General features: G+C 37.1%; 17 protein-coding genes. 2 read left to right on the plus strand and 15 right to left on the minus strand.

Annotation, left to right across the window (positions count from 1 at the left end; translation table 11 throughout):
• The 6 genes from LZQ00_RS11090 to LZQ00_RS11115 all read right to left on the minus strand — a co-directional run bounded on the left by LZQ00_RS11090 (window position 1) and on the right by LZQ00_RS11115 (window position 10,004).
• On the minus strand, window positions 1-1,176 hold the full coding sequence (locus tag LZQ00_RS11090; RefSeq protein WP_234509353.1) for a DUF4998 domain-containing protein: 1,176 nt from the start codon (window positions 1,174-1,176) through the stop codon (window positions 1-3).
• An 18-nt stretch (window positions 1,177-1,194) separates the two neighbouring features.
• The gene (locus tag LZQ00_RS11095) at window positions 1,195-2,385 is read right to left on the minus strand and encodes a DUF5000 domain-containing lipoprotein (RefSeq protein ID WP_234509354.1); all 1,191 of its coding nucleotides are present in this window, start codon (window positions 2,383-2,385) and stop codon (window positions 1,195-1,197) included.
• A gap of 26 nt (window positions 2,386-2,411) precedes the next feature.
• A complete protein-coding gene (locus LZQ00_RS11100; protein WP_234509355.1) occupies window positions 2,412-4,310 on the minus strand; it encodes a RagB/SusD family nutrient uptake outer membrane protein in 1,899 nt (632 codons plus the stop codon).
• A 14-nt stretch (window positions 4,311-4,324) separates the two neighbouring features.
• Window positions 4,325-7,516 carry a SusC/RagA family TonB-linked outer membrane protein gene (locus tag LZQ00_RS11105; protein WP_234509356.1) on the minus strand — a complete coding sequence of 1,064 codons (3,192 nt, stop codon included), beginning with the start codon at window positions 7,514-7,516 and terminating at the stop codon, window positions 4,325-4,327.
• A 1,022-nt stretch (window positions 7,517-8,538) separates the two neighbouring features.
• A complete protein-coding gene (locus LZQ00_RS11110; RefSeq protein ID WP_234509357.1) occupies window positions 8,539-8,796 on the minus strand; it encodes a hypothetical protein in 258 nt (85 codons plus the stop codon).
• Between the two features lie 236 nt (window positions 8,797-9,032).
• Window positions 9,033-10,004, minus strand: a complete 972-nt coding sequence (locus LZQ00_RS11115) for a YihY/virulence factor BrkB family protein (protein WP_234509358.1) — start codon at window positions 10,002-10,004, stop codon at window positions 9,033-9,035.
• Between the two features lie 478 nt (window positions 10,005-10,482).
• On the opposite strand from LZQ00_RS11115, the gene LZQ00_RS11120 reads away from it, so the two are divergent.
• Window positions 10,483-11,121, plus strand: coding sequence for a hypothetical protein (locus tag LZQ00_RS11120; RefSeq protein WP_234509359.1), 639 nt, complete (start codon window positions 10,483-10,485; stop codon window positions 11,119-11,121).
• Between the two features lie 160 nt (window positions 11,122-11,281).
• Here the strand turns inward: LZQ00_RS11120 and LZQ00_RS11125 are convergent, their stop codons facing one another.
• The 5 genes from LZQ00_RS11125 to LZQ00_RS11145 form a co-directional block, all read right to left on the minus strand.
• On the minus strand, window positions 11,282-11,722 hold the full coding sequence (locus tag LZQ00_RS11125) for a carboxymuconolactone decarboxylase family protein (RefSeq protein WP_234509360.1): 441 nt from the start codon (window positions 11,720-11,722) through the stop codon (window positions 11,282-11,284).
• Between the two features lie 89 nt (window positions 11,723-11,811).
• Window positions 11,812-12,393, minus strand: a complete 582-nt coding sequence (locus LZQ00_RS11130) for a Crp/Fnr family transcriptional regulator (RefSeq protein ID WP_234509361.1) — start codon at window positions 12,391-12,393, stop codon at window positions 11,812-11,814.
• 261 nt (window positions 12,394-12,654) lie between these two features.
• Window positions 12,655-13,767 carry an efflux RND transporter periplasmic adaptor subunit gene (locus LZQ00_RS11135; protein ID WP_234509362.1) on the minus strand — a complete coding sequence of 371 codons (1,113 nt, stop codon included), beginning with the start codon at window positions 13,765-13,767 and terminating at the stop codon, window positions 12,655-12,657.
• 8 nt (window positions 13,768-13,775) lie between these two features.
• Window positions 13,776-17,015, minus strand: a complete 3,240-nt coding sequence (locus LZQ00_RS11140) for an efflux RND transporter permease subunit (RefSeq protein WP_234509363.1) — start codon at window positions 17,013-17,015, stop codon at window positions 13,776-13,778.
• Between the two features lie 43 nt (window positions 17,016-17,058).
• Window positions 17,059-18,453: a TolC family protein gene (locus tag LZQ00_RS11145; protein WP_234509364.1), complete on the minus strand. Its 1,395-nt coding sequence runs from the start codon at window positions 18,451-18,453 to the stop codon at window positions 17,059-17,061.
• 230 nt (window positions 18,454-18,683) lie between these two features.
• Here LZQ00_RS11145 and LZQ00_RS11150 point away from each other — a divergent pair, with 230 nt between their 5' ends.
• The gene (locus LZQ00_RS11150; protein ID WP_234509365.1) at window positions 18,684-19,586 is read left to right on the plus strand and encodes a helix-turn-helix domain-containing protein; all 903 of its coding nucleotides are present in this window, start codon (window positions 18,684-18,686) and stop codon (window positions 19,584-19,586) included.
• A 245-nt stretch (window positions 19,587-19,831) separates the two neighbouring features.
• On the opposite strand, the gene LZQ00_RS11155 is transcribed toward LZQ00_RS11150, so the two are convergent.
• The 4 genes from LZQ00_RS11155 to LZQ00_RS11170 form a co-directional block, all read right to left on the minus strand.
• Window positions 19,832-21,682 (minus strand): hypothetical protein, encoded by a 1,851-nt coding sequence (locus tag LZQ00_RS11155; protein ID WP_234509366.1) that lies wholly within the window; start codon window positions 21,680-21,682, stop codon window positions 19,832-19,834.
• A 46-nt stretch (window positions 21,683-21,728) separates the two neighbouring features.
• Window positions 21,729-21,911 (minus strand): hypothetical protein, encoded by a 183-nt coding sequence (locus tag LZQ00_RS11160; protein WP_234509367.1) that lies wholly within the window; start codon window positions 21,909-21,911, stop codon window positions 21,729-21,731.
• 963 nt (window positions 21,912-22,874) lie between these two features.
• The gene (locus tag LZQ00_RS11165; protein ID WP_234509368.1) at window positions 22,875-24,728 is read right to left on the minus strand and encodes a hypothetical protein; all 1,854 of its coding nucleotides are present in this window, start codon (window positions 24,726-24,728) and stop codon (window positions 22,875-22,877) included.
• 47 nt (window positions 24,729-24,775) lie between these two features.
• Window positions 24,776-24,958 carry a hypothetical protein gene (locus tag LZQ00_RS11170; RefSeq protein ID WP_234509369.1) on the minus strand — a complete coding sequence of 61 codons (183 nt, stop codon included), beginning with the start codon at window positions 24,956-24,958 and terminating at the stop codon, window positions 24,776-24,778.
• Between the last annotated feature and the right edge of the window lie 108 nt (window positions 24,959-25,066).

Raw genomic sequence — 25,066 nt, forward strand, 5'->3', positions numbered from 1 at the left:
TTATTGTAAAATGATTTGGAAAGCATTAATTTTCATATAATGATCTGGTTCAAAATTCACCAACATACCAATATTGACTGTAATCTTTTCCTTGATTTCGAAATAGACCCCATCCGATTTAACGGACGCGTAGGCCATTGCCTGTTCTATCTGTTCCCAATCAGGAATATTGGTATTGGTTTTACTTATTACCAAATAAGCAGGTGGTTGATCATAATTAGTCCATGATAAATTACAGAAAAATCGGTATTTTCCAGGAAGAAACGTGACCTTTTGTTCAATTTTACCATTTATAACAGCTGGAGCTCCCCATCCAGCCTCAATATTGACTACTCCTCCATCATCAGAACCAAATCCGCCATAGCCATTGTGGTTTTTTATGCTAGAGTTGGTGATCCAATTGTCCAAATTACCCCAACGATTTCCGTCATATTCGGTGGCTGTAAAAGGATTTTTATAGTTTTTCAAGTACCAAGCTGTAATATCTCCTTTTGGCAAAAGTTTAGTAGGTTGAACCATAAAAGTATCTATTGCATTACTGTCAGGTCTAAAAATAGTGCGATATGATAATTCACTATTTGGCAAATATCCTGGTAAGTGTATACTTTCATCTAGAGATTTTGTTTTCACCAAACTATCCACGGTTTTGCCACCATCATTTTTATAGATAACCCGCATAGCATCAACCCCTTGATTGGCTGCGACATCTTGAACAACCAGTTCTAGTTGTTTACCCGCAACAAAGTTTTGTTGGAGAACAGAACGTTGGAATAATCCTTCTCGATAACGGTCTCCATAGGCCGAACCGACTACAAAAGTAGGTATAGATAGGCGACCTTCATCATCCACTGTTCTGACTTCGAAGTTCATGGGCCCTTCTGGAAGGTGCTCAATCAAACAGCGGATCGTATCATTTCCATTGGTTAGCTTAACAGGAAATTTTAGAGAATCCTGTTTACTATTCCAATAGACACGAATTTCTGAAACACCAGAATTCACTCTAAAAACGCCTTCAACTTGTACCCTATATTTACCAGATCTGACTTTAATCGAATCCATTTTTGCAGGATAAACTTTCTCTTCTCCATTAGTATACTTGGTAAACTCATCCATTTTAGAACAAGCTACCAGCATCCAAAATCCCATTAGAGAAAGTAGGAATATATATAGTTTCATATTGTTAATTTTTAATTATTAATAAACACCCCAAACCTGAACCTGAGCAATCTGCATAAAATAGCTACCTCTCCAATTTCGAAGATTTCTAATCCGTAAATATTTGTATTTAGGTGCATCTTCTGGAAGATCAAAGGACCAGCCTGCAATACCATAAACTTCATCCGCATTGGTATTGGTTCCAGGAGGTGTCCCAGAAGGTTTTCGGACAGTACAAGTAGTCAACTTGGTCCAAGAATCCCAAGAACCATCTAGATTTGGATTATTACTTGCCCAAACTTCAAAATCTCGCAGATTCCCTTTATCATAGAAACCATCCTCTCTTCTCGGAAAGACCACGATTCGGCTTAGTTTAGCTTCTTTTCCAATAGAGAAAGTTAAAGACTGAGGGGCTCCAGCACTTTCAACGGTATAAAGAGCGGGCCATCTTGAAGGATTCATATTACCATCCCACATCATTTCCGAGGTCGTTCCATACATATATTGTGCATCGCCAGGTAAATGTAATGCAGAGAATAATTGTCTGTCAAACAGATTTTCTTCGAGTGGTACAAGAGAAGTATAAAGTGTATCCGATTTATTTAACCAACGATCCCGAACATAAAATGCAAATTTCATTTCTTTGGATTTTAAACCACGAATGTTGTATTGTATAAGCGAATCTTGACTATAGTAATTATCTAAGGGCAAGTACTCTCCATTATTTAAGGAATCTACTAGTGGAACAATGACAATATTACCTTTTTCCTTATTAATTGAAGTAATACGAACTCCTCCAAAAGTTGGTGAAACCTTCATTTGCTCGAAGACAAGATCAAAGATGGGAGTTTTTGGTTCAACCGTTACATCGACAGGATCTGAAGCTACTTCTGCTTTACTAACGGCATAAAGTTGCACCACATGCTTTTGGGTATCAGGAAATCCATCAATCAGGATTTCATTTTTATATTGGGAGGATTTGACCACACGTGTCTCACCATTGTCCATGACATATGTTGCTTTGACATATAGCACATTCTGGTTTTCTGGCAAATTATAATGGATAATCGCCTGTCCAAATCCATTTGTCACGGAAGTATTTTGAACAAGTCCAGGCTTAGCTTGATCATCCTCCAACAAATTCCATCCTTTTTCCTCTTTACAGCTACCCATTAAAATTAGCAAGGTTATTAGGAACGATATGTTTTTGAAATATTTTAGATTTTTCATGATTTCTAAAGGTTTAATCCAACAGTTTACCAACCTGGATTTTGTACTAAATTTGGATTAACTAACAAATTATTTTCTCGGATTGGCCAAAAATAATCGCGAGGTGCTACAAATCGTTGTTGAAAAAAGGTAAGCTCTTTGTAAAACAACTCCGGATGGTCTTTATCTTGATTTCTATCCCAACCCGTGATATTTTTGTTCAGTTCTTGAGCAGCCAATTTCCATCTTTTTAAATCCCAAAAACGCGATCCTTCAAAGCTCATTTCGATATTTCTTTCACGCTGTATAATTGTGCGTAACCCTTCTTTTGTATTTGGTTTATTGCTATTAAAAGCATATTTAACCCAAGACTCTTTGACTCCCTCTAATCCAGCTCTCGTTCTAATCTTGTCCAAATAAAGGAATACATCAGCTGTTGGTCCTTGACTTTCATTCAATGCTTCTGCATACATCAAATACAAATCTGCTAACCGTAGCATAGGCCATGGATATTCTTCGATATGCGAGCTATTTCCATCTTTAAAAGCAAATTTCCAATTGACCAATTTTTTCGGGTAATAAGTGGTAATAGGTATAGAAAGTCCGCTTCCAAAAAGTCCCAAACGAAGTTGAGTTGTCCAGGTATTTTCATCGCTGCGACTAGGGCTATTTTCCATAAACCAGATACCTCCATCAAATCCGACATTCGCATAAAACCGATTTTCCCGATCAAAGTGTAGCCGTGCAGTTTGATAATTTTCAATATTGTTGAATCGTTCTGCATGAGTTCCTGTACGCAGTTGATTTTTATTACTAAAATCCAAGGTTTTATCCTCTTCTATTGGGACACCATTTTTAGTGTAAAATTGTTCAATGATTTTTATCGATGGAGCCAGCGTTCCGTGAACACTATTGTTACCAGAATTATTCGGATCAATATGTGCCATAGCAGAATACTGCATCTGCCAAGCACGAGAAGTTGGATTGGCCCAAATAATCTCTTTGTTCCATTTTTCAGTAACAGCATTCCGAATACTCATTTGAATCATCGTGGTATCTGATAAAGGAAATACTGTCCCTGGAAATTGATACAAACCCATACCTAAATTCTCACAAGCTACAATTGCCTCTTTTGCCGCTTGAGCAGCTTTTTGCCATTTTTCAGTTTGAAAACTTTGATTGAAAAATAAAGTTCCGTCCACATTTTTGAAGGTAGCATAGTCTTTGTTACCATTAAACAATGGGCTAGCCGCATATAAGAGTACTTTGGCTTTGATTCCCATAGCAATTGGCTTGGTAATACGGCCCAAATCTGTAACAGGTGATTGAACGGTATTAGGAAGCTTAACGATCGCTTCATCCAACACCTTGACGATATAATCTACGATTTCGTCTATTGGCTGACGTTTTACTTTTGCATCTTCAATAGAGGTATTGACCAGCAAATTGACATCCATCGTAGGAATTGGTCCATAGTGTCGCATCAACATAAAATGGTAGTAAGCTTTTAGGAACAAAACCTCTCCTTCCCAAGTGGTCCGTTCATCCTGCGTCATATCGCGTACCTTCTCTGGATTGCGAATATTTTCCAAAAAGATATTACAGTCACGGATACCATTAAACATATAACCATCCCAATAATTAACATAAGGATTTGTGACATTCTGATTACCACGGGCAATATTCCAGTTTGTCCCATCTATACTGAGTGTTGGGTAATCCAACCAAAATTCATCTCCAGCCAAATAAGCGGGATTTCTAGTCGGATCACCATCTTGAGGTAGATAAGAATAGCAAGTAGCCAAATACTTAATCGCCTCACTGCGCATCGTAAAGGCATTATCGATTGTTGCGACATTGTCAGGTACGACATCTAAATAATTGCAGGATTGAAAAGACAATAAACCTGATACAACTATTAATTTAAATACAGTTAACTTTTTCATGATAAATTGCTTTTTTAAAATCCAACATTTATACCCACATTATAAACCGCTTGCACAGGATAACCCAGACCTTCTCCCCCCATTTCTGGATCCCACATTTTAAACTTGCTCCACACAGCTAAATTTAATGCATTCATATAAAAGCGGACATTAGACATTTTAAATCTGCTTAAGAATTTATCGGGTAAATTATAACCAAGTTCCACAGACTTCAAGCGAAGGAAAGCTCCATTTCGCATCCACCATGTAGAGAATTGATTGTTATTATTGTTGAAACCATCTGTTAACCGAGGCCAAAATGCCCGAATATCCTGATTATCTTCAGACCAATAACTATTTGCGACTTCTTGCAATAAACCATTTTGATAAGGCCCATTTATAGCAAAAGGGGTAATATTTCCAGGATCGATAAAGAAAGAAGATCTCGCAGAACCTTGTAAAAATGCACTGACATCAAATCCCTTGAAGCCCACTGAAAAACCCATACCATAAACAATCTCAGGATCAGTAGGATAACCAATTGGTACCTTATCCAAATCCGTTATCTTACCATCACCATTGACATCCCTGTATTTGATATCCCCACCCATCGTTTTAAAAGTTCCACCAAAATTTTGCAAAGGTGAATTTTCAGCCTCAATATCATCAACAAATAATCTTTCCGCAATCAAACCATATCCTTGTTTCACAGGAAGTCCTAAATGACTTAAATATTCTAAGTTGCTCGGATAATTAGGTTCTTCGTTGACCAACAGTTTATTCGTCGCATAGGTCATATTTGCCCGTAATTGTGTCCACCAAGTATTCTCAAAAGATTTATTATAATCCAAAGCGAGATCAAACCCTTTACTTTGTACTTTCCCGATATTCGCTTGGATATCCGCTTGGAATCCTGTGGTTGAAGGAATATTCGACCGAACCATCAAGATGTTATTCCGCTTAGAATCGTAGTAGTCAAAGACAACACCTAGACCATTCTTGAAATTCAAATCAAACCCTGCATCAAATGTTTGCGCTCGTTCCCAAGTGATATCTCGATTTTCGTAACGCGATATAGAGTAACCAGGCTTAGTATAGTCCCAATTGTTTCCCCAAGAGAAACCTTTCCCACCATTATTTGGGTTTACTTGTGACAAATAAAAGAAGCGATCATTTTCATCACCTATTTGATCGTTTCCAACCAAACCGTATGTTGCTCTCAACTTAAATCTAGATATAAGGGGAGTCATAAAAGCAAACATTTTTTCTTCATGGAGATTCCATCCGACACCAAAAGATGGGAAAAACCCAAACCGATGATTTTTGGAAAAACGTTCAGAGCCGTTATAACCAAAGTTAAATTCAAAGAGATATTTATTCTTATAAGCATACGTAGTACGACCAGATACACCTAGATTTCGAGCTGGTAGAGACGCCTGGAGATCGCCACCATTGGCTGTTTGATAATTACGGATAATACCAATCAGCATGGCCGTAACATCATGATCTTCGGCTATCGTCCGATTGTAATTGACTGCGAATTCTCCATAAGTCGTTGTATTCAAGATTTTATTTCCTTGATTATAATCTAAGTATTCTGTTCCTTCATTCTCGTTCAATAAACTCAGTACGGAATTGTCCGTCCCTGGAATCTTCACTAAATTATAATAGAAAGGTTTGAAACTTCTCATCACTGAAAAATAAGAATAGCGTTGCGTATATGCCATTAATCGAGCTGATAAACCTTTGGTAAGGAAATCAAAATTTTGTTTTAGTTCTAACTGAACATTGACTGTTGAACTATTATATTCTTGAAAACCGTTCACCATATTAGCATATGGATTATTGTACAAAGTCTTGGTTGTTGGAATGTAATTATTACCAAATAATGGATGCGTAGCATATGGAGAATATGATGATGGATATATGGCAGGAAACATAACTGGGTTAGACCAAATCGCTTCTCTAAATATACGTTGTCCACCGTTGATTAGATTTCCCCATTTATCATATCCTCCTAATGGACCCGTGTAATCATCAAATTGTGCTGAGGTACGGATAATACCCGTTGTAGTTGGTGTTATATTTAAAGTAATGTTGGAACGTAAAGAATAATTCTTCAGATTGATATTATTATCAAAACTATTTCCATTTTCCGATCTTAAAATACCTTTATCATTATTAAAAGTACCAGCTACATAATATTGCGCTAGATTGCCCCCACCTGTAACATTGAAATTAAATCGTTGATTGTCTGTATGATCTTTTATCAATTGATCTATCCAATTGTTGTTGGGATAAAGAAGCGGATCGTCACCTCTTTCCGTATGGTCGATCTTGTTCTGGCTATATGGAAGCGTACCTTTAGGATCTCGAGTCAAAACAGCCTCATTCGCCATTCTCATGTAAGTAATATTATCTCCGAATTTGAAATTCCGTGTATTGGTTGAAATTGAATTTTCAAATCGAGCATTAAATTTAGCCTTACCTATAATACCACTTTTCGTATTGACCAATACGACACCATTTGCTCCTCTTGCCCCATATAGAGAAGCTGCTGCTGCATCTTTTAACACAGAGAATCCGGCAATATCATCAGGCTGCAATCTAGCCAAAGCTGTCGTATTGGATTCCATTCCATCTATCAAGATCAACGGATCCTTTTTTCCGGCACCAAATGTTCCTACACCTCGAATAAAAAAAGAGGCATTGTCATTTCCAGGTTCTCCGCTCCGTTGATAGGCAATCAAACCTGCAACACGCCCTGCCAGCATCGAAGTTAAGTTAGAAGTGGGACCTTTAATTTCTTTCGGATTGATCGAAGTGATCGAAGCAACCATACTTGTCTTCTTTTGAGTTCCATAGGCAACTACCGTCACCTCCTCCAGATTAGAACTCGAAGATGCTAAATAAACAGTCAATCGATTTCCATTGTCAACCTGAATAGATTTTCGTTCAAATCCCACGGAAGTAAATTGTAGCACATCTCCCGCATGGACTTCCTTTAATAAAAATTGACCTTGAGCATCTGTTGACGCCATAGCACTCTTCCCTTTTGTAGAAATTGTGACATTTGCAATAGGCAAGTGACCAACACTGTCCAACACAATTCCTCTTAGCTCAAATGATTGAGACTGCGCAGACGCAAAACTGGAGATTAGTAAGAAAAGGAAGACAATACCTAATCGTTGCCATTTACAGAATTGATGATACAAATAATCGTTCATAATTAGCTATTATTTTATAATTGGTTATTTTGAGTATGAAGTAGCAGTAGATAAGCTATACTATTCTATACTATAGCAATACTATAAACAATTTTTCATATCTACAAATATTTTTTTTATTAACTGACAGTATACTTGATATTTGGAGGTTATTTTGATCAGATTTTCCAATCAGAATATGAAACGAAAATCGTATAATATCCTTATTTCTTTAATTAGAACTCAATTTATGATGGATACACTAACCTTTTTGGGAATGATTTTTTGAGTATAGCTGATTCGAAAAAAAACTTGGAATTGTAACCTAAATATCGGAGACTTGTCTTAAAATGGGAAAATTTTTTAAGTGGGTATTCATAAGTCTGATCTTGTAGATAAGATAATCATTGAAAAAATGATGGGCTAAGAAATTAGAGAGAAAAGATGCTATCCGACAAATTACACACTCAAAAAAAATAAATTACTTCTTAAAAAAATATTATTTTTTCTTTTAGTGTAACTTTTTTGAAAAACTAATGATTAAATGGCAAAAAATATTTAAAATAAACTTGCATTATTGAATATACTGATCTCCAACATATCCGATTACTATACATAAAACCGATCCAATCAAGCATAAAATCCACCACAAAGAATACTGTTGCTTAAACAAGAGTTTGTATATACTAAAGCCAAAGACATATACTAAAGCCAAAGACAAATAATACGTATAAAATCACTGGGATAGTGAATAGATTACCAAAAATACTCATCAAAGTTTGACACCAATGTGGAATATTGTCATAAAAAGAAAATGAAATAATCAAAAAAAGTAAATATACATGGCTACAAATTACACCGAGGAATAATTTCAGTGCTAAGAGGGTTGTATTTTTCATTTGGTAGTTATCTTTAATTTAAGTACTTAACTTATTGGGAGTTATTAGGTACCCACTGGTTTTTCCTTCTAAATGTACCATTATTTTTTCAGGAAGTCAAATGGTGAACTCATCGCTTAAAATTGAAGAAAAATTCAACTGTCATCAACTTAACTCCAAATTAGGACTACGTTGTAAAAGCTCTCGTTGAAGTAATTGAACCATACTATGCTCTCCCAATCCAAAGAAATATTTACGACCGTCAACGGTCATAATAATATAATAACCACGACGTATAGCACCACGAATTTCAACCTTAGTTATAGCTGTCCACGAAAAAACAAGGACAGTGCCCAATTTAAATACATAAAGATGCGATTTACTAACGATGAATGGAGGCATCATGAAATACCTGTCCAACATGCTCAGATTCCTCAAGCAGACATTTAACAGGTATACTGCTTCAATGTAGCACTAGAAGCATATACAGGAATAACAGATGAAAAAATAGGATAGCATCTTATTACCCATGATGGTTGTGAAAAAACATAGAAACCTGCCAGATTATTGTTAGGAAAATACATTGTATTTTTAGTGATATACAATTACTTCTTCAATTTTTACAGAAAAAACGAGTGAAAAATATACTACAAGCCTATTTAGTTATTTTTAGTCTGATCGGGTACTTCAATGGTTGTTTCTTCTGGTGTTAATGGTGCGGGGGGGATTTCATCAACCGTTCGTTCAATTTCTTGAATTTCTACATGAACGGCATATTGAGATGGTTTAATGGGTATGCCCATAAGGGTGGCATATTCTCTCGTGAATATAGCTCCAAAATATAGAATAGCTGCTGTATAATACACCCAAAGCAATATAAGCACAAAGGATCCTGCCGCGCCATAAGTATCTTGTGTGGCCGAATTTTCTAGGTAAATACCAATTAGATAACGTCCAAATAAAAATAATATCGCCGTAAACAATGCACCCGCCCGTACTGTCTTCCAGTGTATATCGACATCCGGTAATGTTTTAAAGATCACGCTAAAGAGGACGAAAATAATACCAAATGATAGAACAAAATTTATGGCATTCATCAAGAAGACTGTTATATCAGGAAAGTATCGTTGCAATTGTCCTGTTAACGCCAATACTACTCCGTTAATAATGAGTGTTACCACCAATAGAAATCCCAAACCAATGACCAAAGAAGAAGACAATAGTCGATCCTCAATCAATTTAAGCCATCCTTTTTTTGGTTTGGCTCGCACATGCCATATTTTATTAATGGAATTTTGGATGTCACCAAATACGGTAGTAGCACTTAAGATTAAGGTTACAGCACTTATGATTAAGGCCATATTGGATTTACCCGACAATTGCAAATTCTGTATTACCTCTTGAATCTGTCTGGCGGCACTGTTACCAATTAACTCTCTTAATTCTAAAAATACTTTTCCTTCAATGGCATCCTCCCCGTAAAAAATTCCTGCTAGCGCAATGATCAAGACCAAGATAGGTCCAATTGAAAAGACCGTATAATAGGATAAAGACGCACTATATTTCATAGTATCTTCATTAATAAAGCCCATCACAGAATTTTTCAGTATGTTCCAAAATGTTTTTAACATTATTTTATTTTAAAATCCTCTATCCAATTTTCTATTCTTTATAACATATAGGATCATTACGCATTAAAATATCCAACTATTTAAAAATAATGAAATAGAACTTATAACGAAGCCATTCATAAAATAACACGGAACTGTTCAAAAAGTTCATACCATAACCATTTTTAAGTAGCAACTCTTTTGATAAATCGAACTCAAATCATAAAAGAAAAACCTGATAAACAGCTATCTATCGGAGATTAACACAAGACAACATATCAACAAAGATCTAAAACGAGGATCTCTTAGCTGACTACACGGTTATTCAAGCATGATTTAGAGCTGTAATTGACAATCAAAACAGTAAAAATTGAAAAAATAACTGCATAAAGAAGAAATAATTAATTGTATTTTTTTGAATATTAAAAAAAATGCTGATCTTATTCGGGCGGATCAATTAAATTACCAAACTGAATTTCAACTATTTTCCCAAAAAATCATGAGTGATACAAAAGTTAGAAGGTTAAAAAGATTTACAACATTACCTGTATTATTAGATTTTCTTCAACGAAAAAAATTGGTTTTACTCGATCCTAAATTATGGGATGATCGAAATGATTCTGAAGTTATACTTGAATATAAGGCTAGGAAAGGTATCAAAAATCTTTTTGCCCTTTGTTTCACTTATGGAGATGAGACCGTACATCATTGGAAAACATTCTCAAATGGCCCAAGTGGTTGTGTCATTGAGTTTAATGCAAGTAAACTCTTTGAAATCATAGATGCGATACCCAATTTAAGACACAAAAAAGTAACCTATAAAAAATTACGAGAGGTAGAGAATAAAGATTACAATTTTGAAGTCGAAGAAATGCCCTTCATCAAAAGATGGCCATATCGATGTGAAGAAGAATATCGATTCATTGCTGAAAGCGATCAACAAAATCAATCATTTTTTGAAATTGATGTCCCTTTATCCATCATTAATAAAATCATCATCAGCCAACAAATGCCCAAACAAATTTACGATACCATAAAAAAATACTTGAACGCGATTGAAGGTCACGAATCAAAAAGAATCAATAGATCAACTTTATATGAAAATTCAAGATGGCTAAAACAGTTTAAAAACAAATAGACTGCAATTAGCAATATACTCTATAATTATATAGCGTTTTTATTTATCTACTGACCAAACAATAGTACAAAAGATATTTAGAAAGGGGCTAAAAAGTATCCAACTGATCTTGATCTACTGATGAAATCGAACTGAATCCTAAAGGAACCCCTTTCTCCATTTATACTGTCACTGGCATTTGCGTACTAATTGCAATACGATTCCAAGCATTAATAATGACAACAGTCATAATGATCTGTGCAATTACTTCTTCTGAAAAAAATATTTTTGCTTTTTCGTAAGTTGATGTCGTCAATCCCTCCTTATTTATTAATGTCACCTCTTCGGTTATAGCAAGAAGTATTTTTTCTTCCTCTGAGAACAAGCCCGTTTCCTTCCATGCATTCAGTAAAAAAATACGTTGAGCAGTTTCACCATTTTTTAATGCATCTTTGCTATGCATATCAATACAAAAGGCACAACCATTAATTTGTGAAGCTCTAATTTTGATAAGCTCCAGTTGAGACTTGGTTAATTGTACAGTATTTAAGTAATTTGACAAACCATACATTGCTTTCCATGCTGTAGGTTGTACTTCCTGGATTTTAATTCGATTTTCCATTTTTGTAAGTGTTCAATTGTTATCAATTATGACACAACAAAATTCAGAATTGTTTCGACCAAAAAACTTAAGCTCGTTTAAGAAATCTTTTATTCTTTTACAGTTATATTCTTTTTTCGAAGCTCACTCAAATATTCGGGAGTAAATCCTAAAAAAGATGCCAATAATTTCTGAGGTATACGTTGTATAAAATCAGGATATTGAGCACAGAAGAAATGATAAAACTCTTCTTTAGGTAATCTAAAATACTTCATTCGAGATAAGAAAGCTGAATAAGCCCTTTCATAAATCATCCTAAAATATTTTTCCAAACCAGAATACCTTTCGAGCAGAAGATCAAAATCCGTTTTACGTATTCTTATTAAAGTTGCTCTTTCTACAGCTTGAATAGAGACCGTTGCTTTGCCCTTTCTATTGAAGGCATCGATATCGGTCATCCACCAATTTTCAAGGGCTAGCTGTATTGTTTGTTCCGTTCCCTTTTCATCCAAATAAAACATACGTAAACATCCCTTTGCAACAAAATAAATATAATGACATACCTCTACTGCTGTCAACACAAGTTTTCGCTTTGGTAAATCAAAGCTATCAAACGATTTTACAATTTGTTCGACAGTCTCCTTGTCAAGTTTTATGTACTTTCTTATATGGTTCAGTAATTGTTCAGCCATTGCCACGCTATGTAAGCTTAAATCTTTGCTTTACGAAATTAAACATTCTAACCACCTTAACCAAAGAGTTCTAGATCAATTTTGCTAGATTTTTGAAAACAGAGAATTACACATCAACAAGACAGAAATACAAAAACTACCTTACAAAAAATGTTCATCTAAAATTACAGACTCAGATCAGTATATATTCGGATTACAAAGAATAAAATGAACGCATTCAAATTTCTAAATCCATTAAGTGCCACTTTTGTTTTTTTTCATTTACTGCACTATTTTCAGCTGCCCTTTCATTACTGCTCCATTTCTGATTTCTTCGGTTGCATTGGAAATAAGGGTATCTTGTAAGGACAGTGAGCTGAAAATGCTAATTCTATCACCAGAAGAAATACCCGTTTGTACAGGAACCCAAATCGTTTTGCCTTTCTCCACTTTAATAATAAAAGTTCCTTGGCTAGAACGCAGCAATGCCGATTGTGGAACAACAAATGTATTTTTTGTGGAGGCCTGTAGAACTAATTGTACTTCAGGAATCATACCTGGCAATAAGTTATTATCCTTATTAATAACGTCCATCTCAATCCGCTGTGCACGTAACCTATTATCCAAAGCCCCTGAAAGCCTTGCAGCTTTTGACGTAAAAATCTGTTCAGGAATAGATCTGACGGTAAAATCTACACGCTGTCCTAACTGGATTGCACCAGCATTGCTTTCAGGAACTTGAATAATTAAACGTAGTTTATCTTGCTCTTGTAAAGTAAACAACGGAACAGCTCCAGCTCCAACACCGACAAATGCACCCTGGCTTACATTTCTACTGGTGATAACACCTGAAAACGGCGCTCTTATTTCCAGATAACTCCTATTATTTTTTGACTCTCGTAACATCGCTTTTGATGCTTGTAATTGTCCATAATCGGCATTCTTGCGCGCTTCGGCCTGCTCTAGATCATTTTGTGATATCGTACCTGGTGTTTTGCTGGTTTCCAATAGCCGATCATAGGTCGCTTTACTAGCCATATAAATGGCTTCTTGGGATTGCATTCGCGATGATACGACATCTTGCTGTGCATTCATCTCAGGAGCATCCATCACGGCAAGTAGCTGACCTTTATTCACTTTTGAACCGACATCAACTGTTAACTGTCGTACAAAACTGTTCATTTTTGCATAAAGATCTACTTGTTGAAACGCGAGCAATTCTCCTGCTATCGTTAAAGTATCAGATAATGGTTCCTGTTGCAACAAAAATGCGTTAACAGTAGAGATTTCTTCTTTCGTTTCCTTTTCTGCTTTTGAGTTTGAACAACTGTGTAGACCCATCGCAACAATCAGGATGGTACTGTAAAGGATAACGGATTTATTAAATGCTTTCATAATGAAGATCAATCAATTTTTGATGTATTATTTATTGTAGGGATATAATGTTTACTTTCTTTGTCCTCGGGATCAAGCGAAGGACTTTGAGTTGTTGATTTTCCTTGTCCCCATGCAAATACCAACGGAAGGATAAAAAGTGTCGCAAAGGTAGAGGCAATCAAGCCTCCGATCACGGCTCTTCCTAAAGGAGCAGACTGGTCTCCAGCTTCACCAATACCCAATGCCATAGGTATCATGCCCATAATCATTGCCAATGCGGTCATTAGGATAGGTCTTAAACGTAAGGCCGCAGCTTCTTTTACTGATAGTAAAGCATTGCCATTGTGTTTACGGATTTGTTCTGCATTGGTAATTAATAGAACAGCGTTCGAAATGGATACCCCTACCGACATAATCATTCCCATATAAGATTGTAGATTCAAGGTTGAGCCAGACAACATCAAAAGCCCAAGAGAGCCGACCAATACAGCAGGAACAGTCGCCAAAACAATTAGTGAAACTTTGAAGGATTGGAAATTCGCCGCAAGCATCAAGAAAATAACCACAATCGCAACCATCAATCCTCCTTCTAAGCTACCCATAGTATCATTCAACGTTTGGCTCAACCCGATCATTTGTACATCCAAACCTCTAGGCAATTCACCTAGTCCATTCAAAGCTTTTTGTACTGCTTCTGATGCAGTACCCAAATCTTCGTTATGAATATTGGCTGTCACAGTCAACATAGGTACAGCTCCTAAATTATAAGCTTCACCGTAAGTGGTTCCTTCTGAAATTTTAGCCACATCAGCGATTGAGGGACGAACCCCATTCGGTACCAACGGTATACTACCAATATCACTTTTGCTTTTCATCTCACTTTCCGGAACCTGTATTTGCACACTATAGGTTTGGTTACTTATAGGGTCGATCCATATATTTTTTTCCGTCATCCGTGAAGAAGAAGTCGATACAGTTAATGAACGTGAAATCGCACTGATATCTGTACCCAATTGCGCTGCACGTTCCCTATCAATATTAATATCCAATTGAGGATACCTAATGGACTGTCCCAGTTGCACATCCCGTAGATAAGGGATTTGTTTCAATTTTTCGATTACTTTCATGGCATATTCTTCATTCAATCCCTTATTCCTTCCTGAAAGACGGACTTCTATAGGTGTAGGAGAACCTTGACTCAGGATTTTGTCCGTAAGTTCTATGGGTTCGAATGATAGTTTAGCTTCTGGAATAGCCAGTTTTGCACGTTTACGGATTTCATCTTTAAGGGGTTCTAATTTAAAATCGGCTTCAGGTTTCAGAGCCACCTGAAATACAGATTCATGGGGACCTCCCATAAAAAGGAAAAGTGAAGCCGTGGAATATAGTTGCGGATGATTTCCCACAAAAGTCGAAGTGACTGATATATTTTCCTTACCTACAATATCATTGATAATGTTGAGCAATTCAATAGCTTTTAACTCCGTTTTTTCAATACGTGTACCATCGGCAATTTTCATTCGGATTTGGAATTGTCCACTATCCACTTTTGGCAATACATCCCGTCCAATACTCCTAAATAGTAAAGCGACAACAGCACCAATCACAAGAATATAGCCATAAACCATATACTTTCGATAAGGCAACATGCGATTAATAAAACGCATATAACGGCTTCGCAATTTCTCAAAATAGTCTTGTTTTTCTTGTGTATCGTTTTGTAATAAATGTTCTTTTTGCTGAGAAAAATCCTCTTCTGCTTCTGTCTTTTGGTTTTCTTTACCGTGTTTAGCCTTCATTATCCAGTTCGCCAAAACTGGAACAAAAGTTTGGGACAAAAAATAAGAAGCGATCATACTGAAGCCAATAGCCAGCGCAAGTGGAAGAAACAGTGATCCCGGAATACCACCCATAGTGAATGCAGGAGCAAATACGGCGAGAATACAAAATAGAATCAGTAATTTTGGCAATGCGATTTCCTTACAAGCATCCCATATCGCTAACGCTTTGGACTTACCCATGTCCAAATGTTGATGTATGTTTTCTATCGTTACCGTACTTTCATCAACAAGAATTCCAATGGCCAAAGCAAGACCACTTAACGTCATAATATTAATGGTCTGCCCAAATAAATTTAAAAAGAGAATACCCGTAATGATTGACGTAGGAATAGTCAAAATCACAATCAACGCACCACGTGCGTCACGTAGAAACAAGAATACCATCAAACCCGTTAACATGGCTCCAATGATACCTTCATGAATTAATCCTTTTACAGAATTCATCACATAGGAAGATTGATCAAATTCATAACTCAATTTCACATCACTTGGTAGTTGTGACTGAATTTTGGGTAAGGATTTTTTGAGGTTCTGAACAACATCCCATGTCGAGGCATCTGCAGATTTGGCGATATTGAGATAAACAGAACGTCTCCCATTAATCAGTGCATAGCCTGCATTAATATCCGCCGCATCTTCCACTGTTGCCACATCCTTCAGGTAAATATTGGATGCCCCTGTGCCAGTGAGCAGCGGTATATTTTCAAAATCCTTTACAGTCTTGATAATCGTATTTGCTGGTGTAAGATAATTTTTATCGCCAATACGAACATTCCCCGCTGGTGAAGGTTGATTATTGATTCGGAGTGCTGCCACCAGCTGATCAGGTGTAAGATTATGGCTTCGAAGTTGATCAGGATTAGCCTTAATGACTACTGTGCGGACATTTCCACCAAAGGGAACTGACCCTACAAGTCCAGGTATAGACGTAAAAGATGAACGGACATACACATTGGCCATATCCAACAATTCATTATTGCTACGTTTTTCGCTGCTCAGCACCAATTGTCCTACAGGCAAAGTAGACACATCAAATCGAATAATAAACGGTGGAGCCGAACCAGGTGGAAATCCCACTTGTGCACGGTTGGAAAATGCGGTCACCTCAGCTGCAGCTTGTGCCATATCTGTTCCTGGATAGAAACTGATCTTAATGAAGGTCAATCCCTGAATATTTTTGGTTTCAATGCTTTTGATACCGTTTACCATAAGCAATGAGGAAACATATTGCTTCCCGAAATAAGCTTCCATCTGTTCTGGTGTATAACCGCCAAATGGATGAGAAATGTATATTACAGGCAAGTCTAATTTTGGAAACAGATCAATTTTGATTGTACTGACCGCCTTTATTCCAAAAAAGAATAATGCCGCAACGACTACCATAATAGAAATCGGTTTCCTGAGGGCAAAACGTATGAGGTTCATGTATTATCTTGATGCTAAATATGTAAAGTTTGTATAAATTGCTTTAAAGTTGATTTTCAAACAAGCTGAAATCTCCTTTTGAGGCTGCTTGTAGAAGAAGAGCCTGCCAAACGTTGTTGTTGGCGATATCTCGATCTGTTTCTGCCCGGATTAGGGTATTTGCCACTTGCATGACCTCTACCATATTGGTGAGTCCGTTCTTGTATAGTACAGATTTTTGAATAAAAGCTTCTCTTGCTGCTGCAACTTGAATAGGAGCTTCATGGTAATTGAGCATTGATGCGTCCAGTCTGTCATCCGAAATACGCAGCTGAGTTTTCATGGATAGTTCAGCCTCTTTATACTCCTGCTGTACAGCCTGTACAGCATATTGCTGCGCAGCGATCTGTTTGCTTAAACGAAACGGTGTTGTCAGGTTCCAATTGATACTAATACCCATCAGATAATTAGCCCGTGTAGGCTCTATTCCCGACCAATAGTTTGTGGAATATGCAGATTGATCTACAGCATAAGTGGAAGAAAATCCAGATCCCCGTCCTTGAAATAGTCCCAATAAAGAAACACGAGGAAAGTATTGCGTCTTCAACAGTTTTGTCTGTTCTTCCCCTACAGCAATGAGACTTCTATAATAATTCAATCGAGGATGATTTGAAATATCTGATAAGCTATCCTTTAGGATATGAGGAATATGATCAATGAAATCGCTAACAATAGAGAAATTGTTATCCTCTCGTCCAATCAATTGCGTTAATATATTTTTTTGTTCCCTTTCTTTATTCTTCGCGTTGGTAAAAAGCATTCGAGCATTGGATCGTTCGGCATTTGCAAAGGTTGAATCTACTCCAGCTACCAGACCGCTCTTTACACGGGCGATGATCAATGCTCGGAGTGAATCAGCTCGCAAGAAGTTCTTTTCATAAGACTGGGCTATCTGTTGACTTGCAATCAGGTTCAGATAGGCTGCCGCTACTTTGATTTTATGCTCAAATAAAGCTTGCTCGAAATCCTGTCTATTACGAACCAATTCCTGTTTTGCGACACGTGTCCGTTGTTGGTTTCTGCCGAATGTGAAAAATTCCCAGTTAATCCCCGCGACATACAGGGCTCCAAAAGCAGCATTCCAATTCTGTTCAGTTAAAGTTGGTCCAGAGGAGCCAACACTTCCTTCAAGCCCTGACATAGGCCCAGTAATACCATTAACAGTGCCATAAGATTGCTGGATTCCTATATTGAAGTTTGGCAAACGTTCCAACATGGTGCCTTTTACGAGTTGTTCTGCTGATCGTATTTGCATCTGTTTGGCTTCTAGAGAAGGATATTGTTGTTCCGCAATAGCTAAAGCTTCTTTCAACGAAAGGACAGATTGTCCATGAACAAGAGCCGGGAAGAAACATAAACAGCTAATACCTATTAGCAAGTAGCTTAAAATTATACGCATATATATATATATTGTAATTCTCAATGTTATCTGTGTCAGATCAGGATTATTTTTTTTATCCTTCGTTAGTGTGAAAAACTCTTAATCTAAATTACAAAATTGCAAATGATTTCATAAGAGATAGGTATACAGATTACGGAATGTAATACCATTATTACTGATTATAAGTCCATCACTATTATGCTTACAGTGGAATGTTTAATTTTGTTTAAGTAAAAAGGTTAAAAATTATGGAACAAGCGTATAAATTTGATACCGTGAGCCAATACAATGCGTTCAATAATCATGAGACATTACATCCTTTGGTGAGTGTTGTGGATTTCTCAAAAGCAAACGAAAGAACAGGCTCTCGCATGACTTTTGGACTTTACTGCATTTTTCTAAAGGCAGTGAACTGTGGTGATCTAAAATACGGATGTAATTATTACGATTATCAGGAAGGTACCTTGGTATTTATTTCCCCTGGGCAGGTTATCGATGTGGAAAATAAAGTTGATGTATATCAACCGATGGGACATGGTCTTGTTTTTCATCCAGACTTGATAAAAGGGACATCTCTGGCTAAGAGCATAAACGAATATAGCTTTTTCAATTATAAGACAAATGAAGCCTTGCATCTATCTGAAAGAGAAAGAAAAATTGTTTTCGATTGCTTTTCTAAGATTGAATACGAATTAAGTCAATCCGTAGATAAACATAGTAAGAAATTGATTGCCTCTAATATTGAGCTATTTCTCAACTATTGCGAACGCTTCTATGACCGTCAATTCATTACCCGCGAAAATGCGAATAAAGGAATCTTGGAACATTTTGAGGAATTTTTGAATGGTTATTTTTTATCCGATAATCCAACAGAATTAGGGGTTCCCTCGGTCGCTTATTTTGCAGATAAAATGAATCTATCGGCCAATTATTTTGGTGATCTCATCAAGAAAGAAACAGGGAAGTCTGCTCAGGAATATATCCAGAATAAAATAATCGACGAGGCAAAAAATAAGATTTTTGATGGAGATAAAACGATCAATGAAATTGCATACGAATTAGGATTTAAATACCCACAACATTTTTCTCGTTTTTTCAAGAAAATCGTTGGACAAAGTCCCAATGAGTTTAGAACCATAAATATGAACTAAGTGTAAATGGTCAACAGAATCAATAAAAATTGAATCATTAAGAGATTAGAAACCGTGTCTAACAAAAAGATTTTTTTAAAAAGAGTGAGGAAAAAGATAGATGGGTCATCTGATAATTGAATATTTGAATACCTAGGAAGCTACGGATAAACAAGACAAAGAGAAGAGGCTACAAATTGCAGCCTCTTTCTCATGTTTAATTATACGATGTCCAGTATCATATAGACGTTGTTTACAACGTAAGTCTAAGATGCTGGTTGTGCTCTTACACAACGGATGTTAAACCCTAAATTTTTGCTAAATGTGGATACACTTCTCGTCCCTGTTGATTGCACAATTGAGCCCGATATTTGTCCTTGTGGCCCAGTTTCATCAAGTGTTTGGTAAAGAACGGTGAGCGACTGTCCCATTGCATAAGCGCTCGCACCGGACTCTTCTGAAGACCAGTACCGCAGCTGTGTCGTTACATCTCGGTCTCCACCAGTTGGTCCCCAATCATAGAGTACGTCTCTTGATTCCTTTAGTGCACCGCTCTGGCGGTAACCATTGAACATCAATATGAAATTTGTCATATAGTCAGAATAATCTCCGAAAGTAGCTGGAGATCCTGCATCTGCATCCCAAGCTTGGTTTACCCCTGCATAACCGTAGACAGCATTGATGTATTCGTCTGCAGAACCTGGCCACTGATACAAATGGGATGTCATTGCACTAATTGTAGTAATTTCAGCTCGTGTTGGCATCCGCCATAAACCTGCCGGATAAACCAGTGTGCAAGGATCTCCGCTTCCAGCTGTTCCTGTAGGTGTCAAAGATTTCCAGTTCCAGTACGATCTTGTTTGCGTGTCTTCATCCGTTGTTTCCCAATACCAATGGAGAGAAGCTGCATCTGGTCTAAATTTATAACGATCTAACTGTCCTGAACGGGTATCATAGAATAAGTCCGCACGGGCCCAAGAAATACCGCCTACTTTGATAGCAGCTTCGATCATCTGCGTACCAATTTTGTAAAGCTCACCGTTAACAGGAGTAAAACTTGCATTATTTACCTTAAGATAAATACTGCTATTACCATAGGTCCGTGACGTAGGATTAGTATTGGTCGGCTGATAATAAACGTTAGGTTCCATTTTGATATCAAAGATGGGCCTAACCGTTAAACTGTTCGCCGCAACAACTGTTCCGGTAGGAATCACAGTATAAAGTGATACCGTCTTCACATGGTTACCTGTACTTACAGCTTTGTTTGTGATATAGGTTACATTCTGAGTAGGCGTCACAGTAGTGAAGTTTGTACGGTTTCCTGTCAGGATATCCAGATCTGCCGTTTTCATCAGGCTCTGAAAACCAGTCCCTGTTCCAGTTCCTAGGTCCAGCGATTTGAATGATGTAATTTCACCAAATAAACCTCTTGTATCTACATCTACCTGTATTCTAGTGGATTTTCGGATCAACGTAATGTTCAGGTAGTTTTCTCCTTTCTTAGCAGAAACAACACCAGAAGCATACAGGACATCTTCATTGGCTAAGTCGCTTGCCAAAATTTTACCATTACTTACATTAGGTACAGAAGTGGTGTTGATCGAGACAGCAACCCATTTGTACTGGATTCCCCCATCCACCTGGATATTCGGGTTAGTTCCCGATGTCGCGATAACATTTTTTAACAAGGTCGTACCAGCAGCGTTATAAAGCAGGAGTCTATACTTGATTCCTGCAGGCATCAAGGTAGCCATAGCGGCTGAAGTTGCTTGAGTTGATCCCATAGTAGCTTTCAGTGTCTTTTGTTTAGGTGCAGGACCTTCTACACTGACCAAGGCGTCAAAGTCCTGTGTAGATGCCAGGGTTTTCTCCGCAATGATCGTCTGGGGAGCTACAGTAAAACTGCCTGTACTTTTCGCTGTGGAAGCAAGCTTAGTGGGCATGTCCATATCTTCTTCTATTCCTGCAATATTGACAGTAAGAACAGTGCCTGTCACCTCTTCCGAAACATCGGCATCACTATCCTTTGCACATGAAGAGAAAACCGCAGTAATAAGACCTATGACAAGTAGGGAATTTATAAGATTCTTTATTTTTTTATTTAGTGTATACATTTTATTAGATTCGTTTTAAAAGATTCAACAACTTTTTTACTACGGCTTAAAGATCAAAAGCACCATTACCATAATTTCCTTTATCTACCCAGTCAGCTGTAACAGGTTGATCAGGATTTGTGACATCACCTGGTCTTAACGAAGCTGAACCTGTTGTTATTCCATCTTCCATTTGGATGATAGTCATTTCGATTTTAGGAGGCACGTAGAGTTGTAGCTTTTTTTTCATTTCTTTTCTGTTTTATATTTTTTAATTTATTTATTACCAATGGTTATGGTTAGAAAATCACCAGGGTTATCTTATTCAGCTGAAGTTAAATTTTATCGTAATTATGTGTTGCAACACTAATTTTTAAATCATGCCGCAAAAGTAAATGTCCGCAGAAATTTCAAAGAATAAAACCCTACCACACCAATACCACACACTCATATTAATCTTATTTACAAATACTTATCGCCAAAAAAAAAGAATATTAAAATTTAGTATTTCTTTAAAAAATGAGTTTTTTAAAGAAACACATCTTTGAGTGAGTATTCGATATTTCTCAAAAACAAACGAAAAGATAAGCTCTCGCATCACTTTTGGAATTTACTGTATTTTGTTAAAGGCAGTAAACTGTAGAGATCTAAAATACAGATGTAATTATTACGATTGTTAAGAAGAGACTTTGGTACTTATTTCTCCTGGATAGGTTATCAATTTAGAAAATAAAGTTGATGTATATCAACCGATGGGAAATGGCTTGATGTTTCATCCAAACTTGATAAAAGAGACATCTCTTGTCAAGAGCATAAACGAATATAGTTTTTCAATTACAATACGAATGAGACTTTACACTTATCTCAATAGAGAATGAAAATTGTTTTCGACTGTTTTTCTAAGAGTGAATACGGATGAAGTTCATCCATAGATAACATAGTAAGAAGTTACTTTTCTCAAATATTAAGCTATTCCTCAATGATTACGAACATTTTATGATCGTTAATTCATCATCGTGAAAATACAAACAAAGAATTCTAGAAACATCATGATTGGCTAAATGTTAATAGATCGTATAGCTCTATATAAAAAAATAGCTTAAAAACCATGATATCTTCTCTAAAGTATCATGGTTTTTAAGCTTAGTCTTTGTTAAATGATACGAGTTATTTGATATCCTGTATCATACAGACATTGTTTACGACCATAGGCCTAAGATGCTGGTTGTGCCCTCAAGCAGCGGATATTGAAACCTAAATTTTTATCGAATGTGGATACAGTTCTAGGTCCCGTTGACATTAAATCGGAAGAGGATATTGGTCCGCCCAGTTGAGGTGGGTTACGTGTATAATAGTTAACCACAGCTGATTGTGCGATTGCATATGCGGTAGAACCGGACTCTTCAGAAGACCAGTAGCGCATCTGTGTCGTTACATTTCGGTCACCACCGGTTGCTTTCCAATAATCAAGTATGGCTCTAGATTCCGTTAGTACACCGCTTTGGCGGTAACCATTAAATAGCAACATGAAATTTGTCATATAATCCGAATAATCTCCGAAAGTAGCTGGAGCTCCAGCATCAGTATTCCATGTCTGGTTTACACCTGCATATCTATAAACAGAATTGATGTATGCGCCTGTAGAACCTGGCCACTGATACGGATGGGACGGCATTGCAGCAAGTAGGGCAAGTTCAGGTCTTGTTGGCATCCGCCACAGACCGGCCGGATAAACCAGAGCACAGGGGTCTCCGCTTCCTGCTGTTCCTGCAGGTGTCAGGGATTTCCAGTTCCAGTACGATCTTCTTTGAACATCCTCATTAGTCGTATTATTAAACCAATGAATGGAAACTGCATCAGGTCTAAATTTATAGCGGTCCAACTGTCCAGCTCGGGTATCATAGAATAAGTCCGCACGTGCCCAAGAAATATTACCTACTTTAATAGCAGACTCGATCATCTGCGTACCGATCTTGTAAAGCTCACCATCTAAGGGAGTAAAACTTGTATTATTTACCTTAAGATAAATACTGCTATTGCCATAAGTACGTGATGTAGGATTTGTATTGGTCGGCTGATGATAAACATTAGGCTCCATTTTGATATCAAAGATAGGTCTAACCGTTAAATTATTGGCCGCAACAACAGTTCCGGTAGGAATTACGGTGTAAAGTGACACCGTCTTCACGTGGTTACCCGTGCTTACGTCTTTATTGGTGATATACTTTACATTTTGGGTAATCGCTACAGCAGTGCTATTTGTGCGGTTTCCTGTCAGGATATCCAGATCTGCCGTTTTCATCAGGCTTTGAAAGCCAGTTCCCGTTCCCGTTCCCAAGTCTAAAGATCTAAATAAAGTAATTTCACCAAATAAACCTCTTGTATCCACATCTACCTGTATCCTGGTGGATTTGCGGGTCAACATAATATTCAGGTAATTCTGACCTGCTGTAGCTGAGACAACACCTGAAGCGTACAAAACATCTTCATTTGCTAGGGCACTCGCTAAAATTTTACCACTGGATACAGTAGGTACAGTAGTAGTACTGTTGATCGAAACAGCAACCCATTTGTACTGGGTTCCTCCATCAACCTGGATATTTGGGTTCGTTCCCGATGTAGCGAGAACATCTCTTAATAATGTTGTACCTGCAGCATTATAAAGCAGGATGCGGTATTTAATACCCGCAGGCATTAATGTAGCCATAGCAGCTGAAGTTGTTTGAGTTGATCCCATAGCAGCTTTCAGAGCCTTTTGTTTAGGTGCAGGACCTTCTACGTTGACCAATGCATCAAAGTCCTGTGTAGAAATCAATTTTTTATCGGTAATCATAGTGCGGGGAGCCGTAGCAGAACTTCCTGTATTTTTCCCAGTTGAGGCAAGCTTGGTTGGAACGCCCATGTCTTCTTCTATTCCAGCGATATTAACTGTAAGAGCAGTTCCCGTTTGCTCTTCTGAGACAACGGCATCACTTTCCTTTGCACATGAAGAGAAAACTGCGGCTATAAGACCTATGGCAATTAGAGAATGTATAAGATTCTTTATTTTTTTATTTAGTGTATACATTGGGTTAAATTGGTTTTAAAAGATTCAAAAACTTTTGCCACAATCACTTAAAAATCGAAAGCACCATTACCATAATTTCCTTTATCTACCCAGTCTGCTGTAGCAGGCTGATCGGGATTTGTAGTATCACCTGGTCTTAAGAAAGCTGAACCTGTTGCTAGTCCATTTTCCATTTTCAGGGTATTCATTTCGATTTTAGGAGGCACGTAGAGTTGTGACTTTTTTTTCATTTTTTCTCTGTTTTACTTTTCAATTTATTTATTACCAATGGCTAGAAAATCACTGAAGGTCGTCTGATTCAGCTAAAGTTGAATTTTACCTTAACTACCTGTTATGCA

The sequence above is a fragment of the Sphingobacterium sp. SRCM116780 genome, assembly GCF_021442025.1.
GTDB lineage: Bacteria > Bacteroidota > Bacteroidia > Sphingobacteriales > Sphingobacteriaceae > Sphingobacterium.

Coding starts and splice junctions, on each gene's coding strand:
- LZQ00_RS11165 (WP_234509368.1), bottom strand. CDS start 24,728: ATGTATACACTAAATAAAAAAATAAAGAATCTTATACATTCTCTAATT.
- LZQ00_RS11155 (WP_234509366.1), bottom strand. CDS start 21,682: ATGTATACACTAAATAAAAAAATAAAGAATCTTATAAATTCCCTACTT.
- LZQ00_RS11105 (WP_234509356.1), bottom strand. CDS start 7,516: ATGAACGATTATTTGTATCATCAATTCTGTAAATGGCAACGATTAGGT.
- LZQ00_RS11090 (WP_234509353.1), bottom strand. CDS start 1,176: ATGAAACTATATATATTCCTACTTTCTCTAATGGGATTTTGGATGCTG.
- LZQ00_RS11115 (WP_234509358.1), bottom strand. CDS start 10,004: ATGTTAAAAACATTTTGGAACATACTGAAAAATTCTGTGATGGGCTTT.
- LZQ00_RS11110 (WP_234509357.1), bottom strand. CDS start 8,796: ATGTTGGACAGGTATTTCATGATGCCTCCATTCATCGTTAGTAAATCG.
- LZQ00_RS11140 (WP_234509363.1), bottom strand. CDS start 17,015: ATGAACCTCATACGTTTTGCCCTCAGGAAACCGATTTCTATTATGGTA.
- LZQ00_RS11135 (WP_234509362.1), bottom strand. CDS start 13,767: ATGAAAGCATTTAATAAATCCGTTATCCTTTACAGTACCATCCTGATT.
- LZQ00_RS11125 (WP_234509360.1), bottom strand. CDS start 11,722: ATGGAAAATCGAATTAAAATCCAGGAAGTACAACCTACAGCATGGAAA.
- LZQ00_RS11120 (WP_234509359.1), top strand. CDS start 10,483: ATGAGTGATACAAAAGTTAGAAGGTTAAAAAGATTTACAACATTACCT.
- LZQ00_RS11170 (WP_234509369.1), bottom strand. CDS start 24,958: ATGAAAAAAAAGTCACAACTCTACGTGCCTCCTAAAATCGAAATGAAT.
- LZQ00_RS11150 (WP_234509365.1), top strand. CDS start 18,684: ATGGAACAAGCGTATAAATTTGATACCGTGAGCCAATACAATGCGTTC.
- LZQ00_RS11100 (WP_234509355.1), bottom strand. CDS start 4,310: ATGAAAAAGTTAACTGTATTTAAATTAATAGTTGTATCAGGTTTATTG.
- LZQ00_RS11160 (WP_234509367.1), bottom strand. CDS start 21,911: ATGAAAAAAAAGCTACAACTCTACGTGCCTCCTAAAATCGAAATGACT.
- LZQ00_RS11095 (WP_234509354.1), bottom strand. CDS start 2,385: ATGAAAAATCTAAAATATTTCAAAAACATATCGTTCCTAATAACCTTG.
- LZQ00_RS11130 (WP_234509361.1), bottom strand. CDS start 12,393: ATGGCTGAACAATTACTGAACCATATAAGAAAGTACATAAAACTTGAC.
- LZQ00_RS11145 (WP_234509364.1), bottom strand. CDS start 18,453: ATGCGTATAATTTTAAGCTACTTGCTAATAGGTATTAGCTGTTTATGT.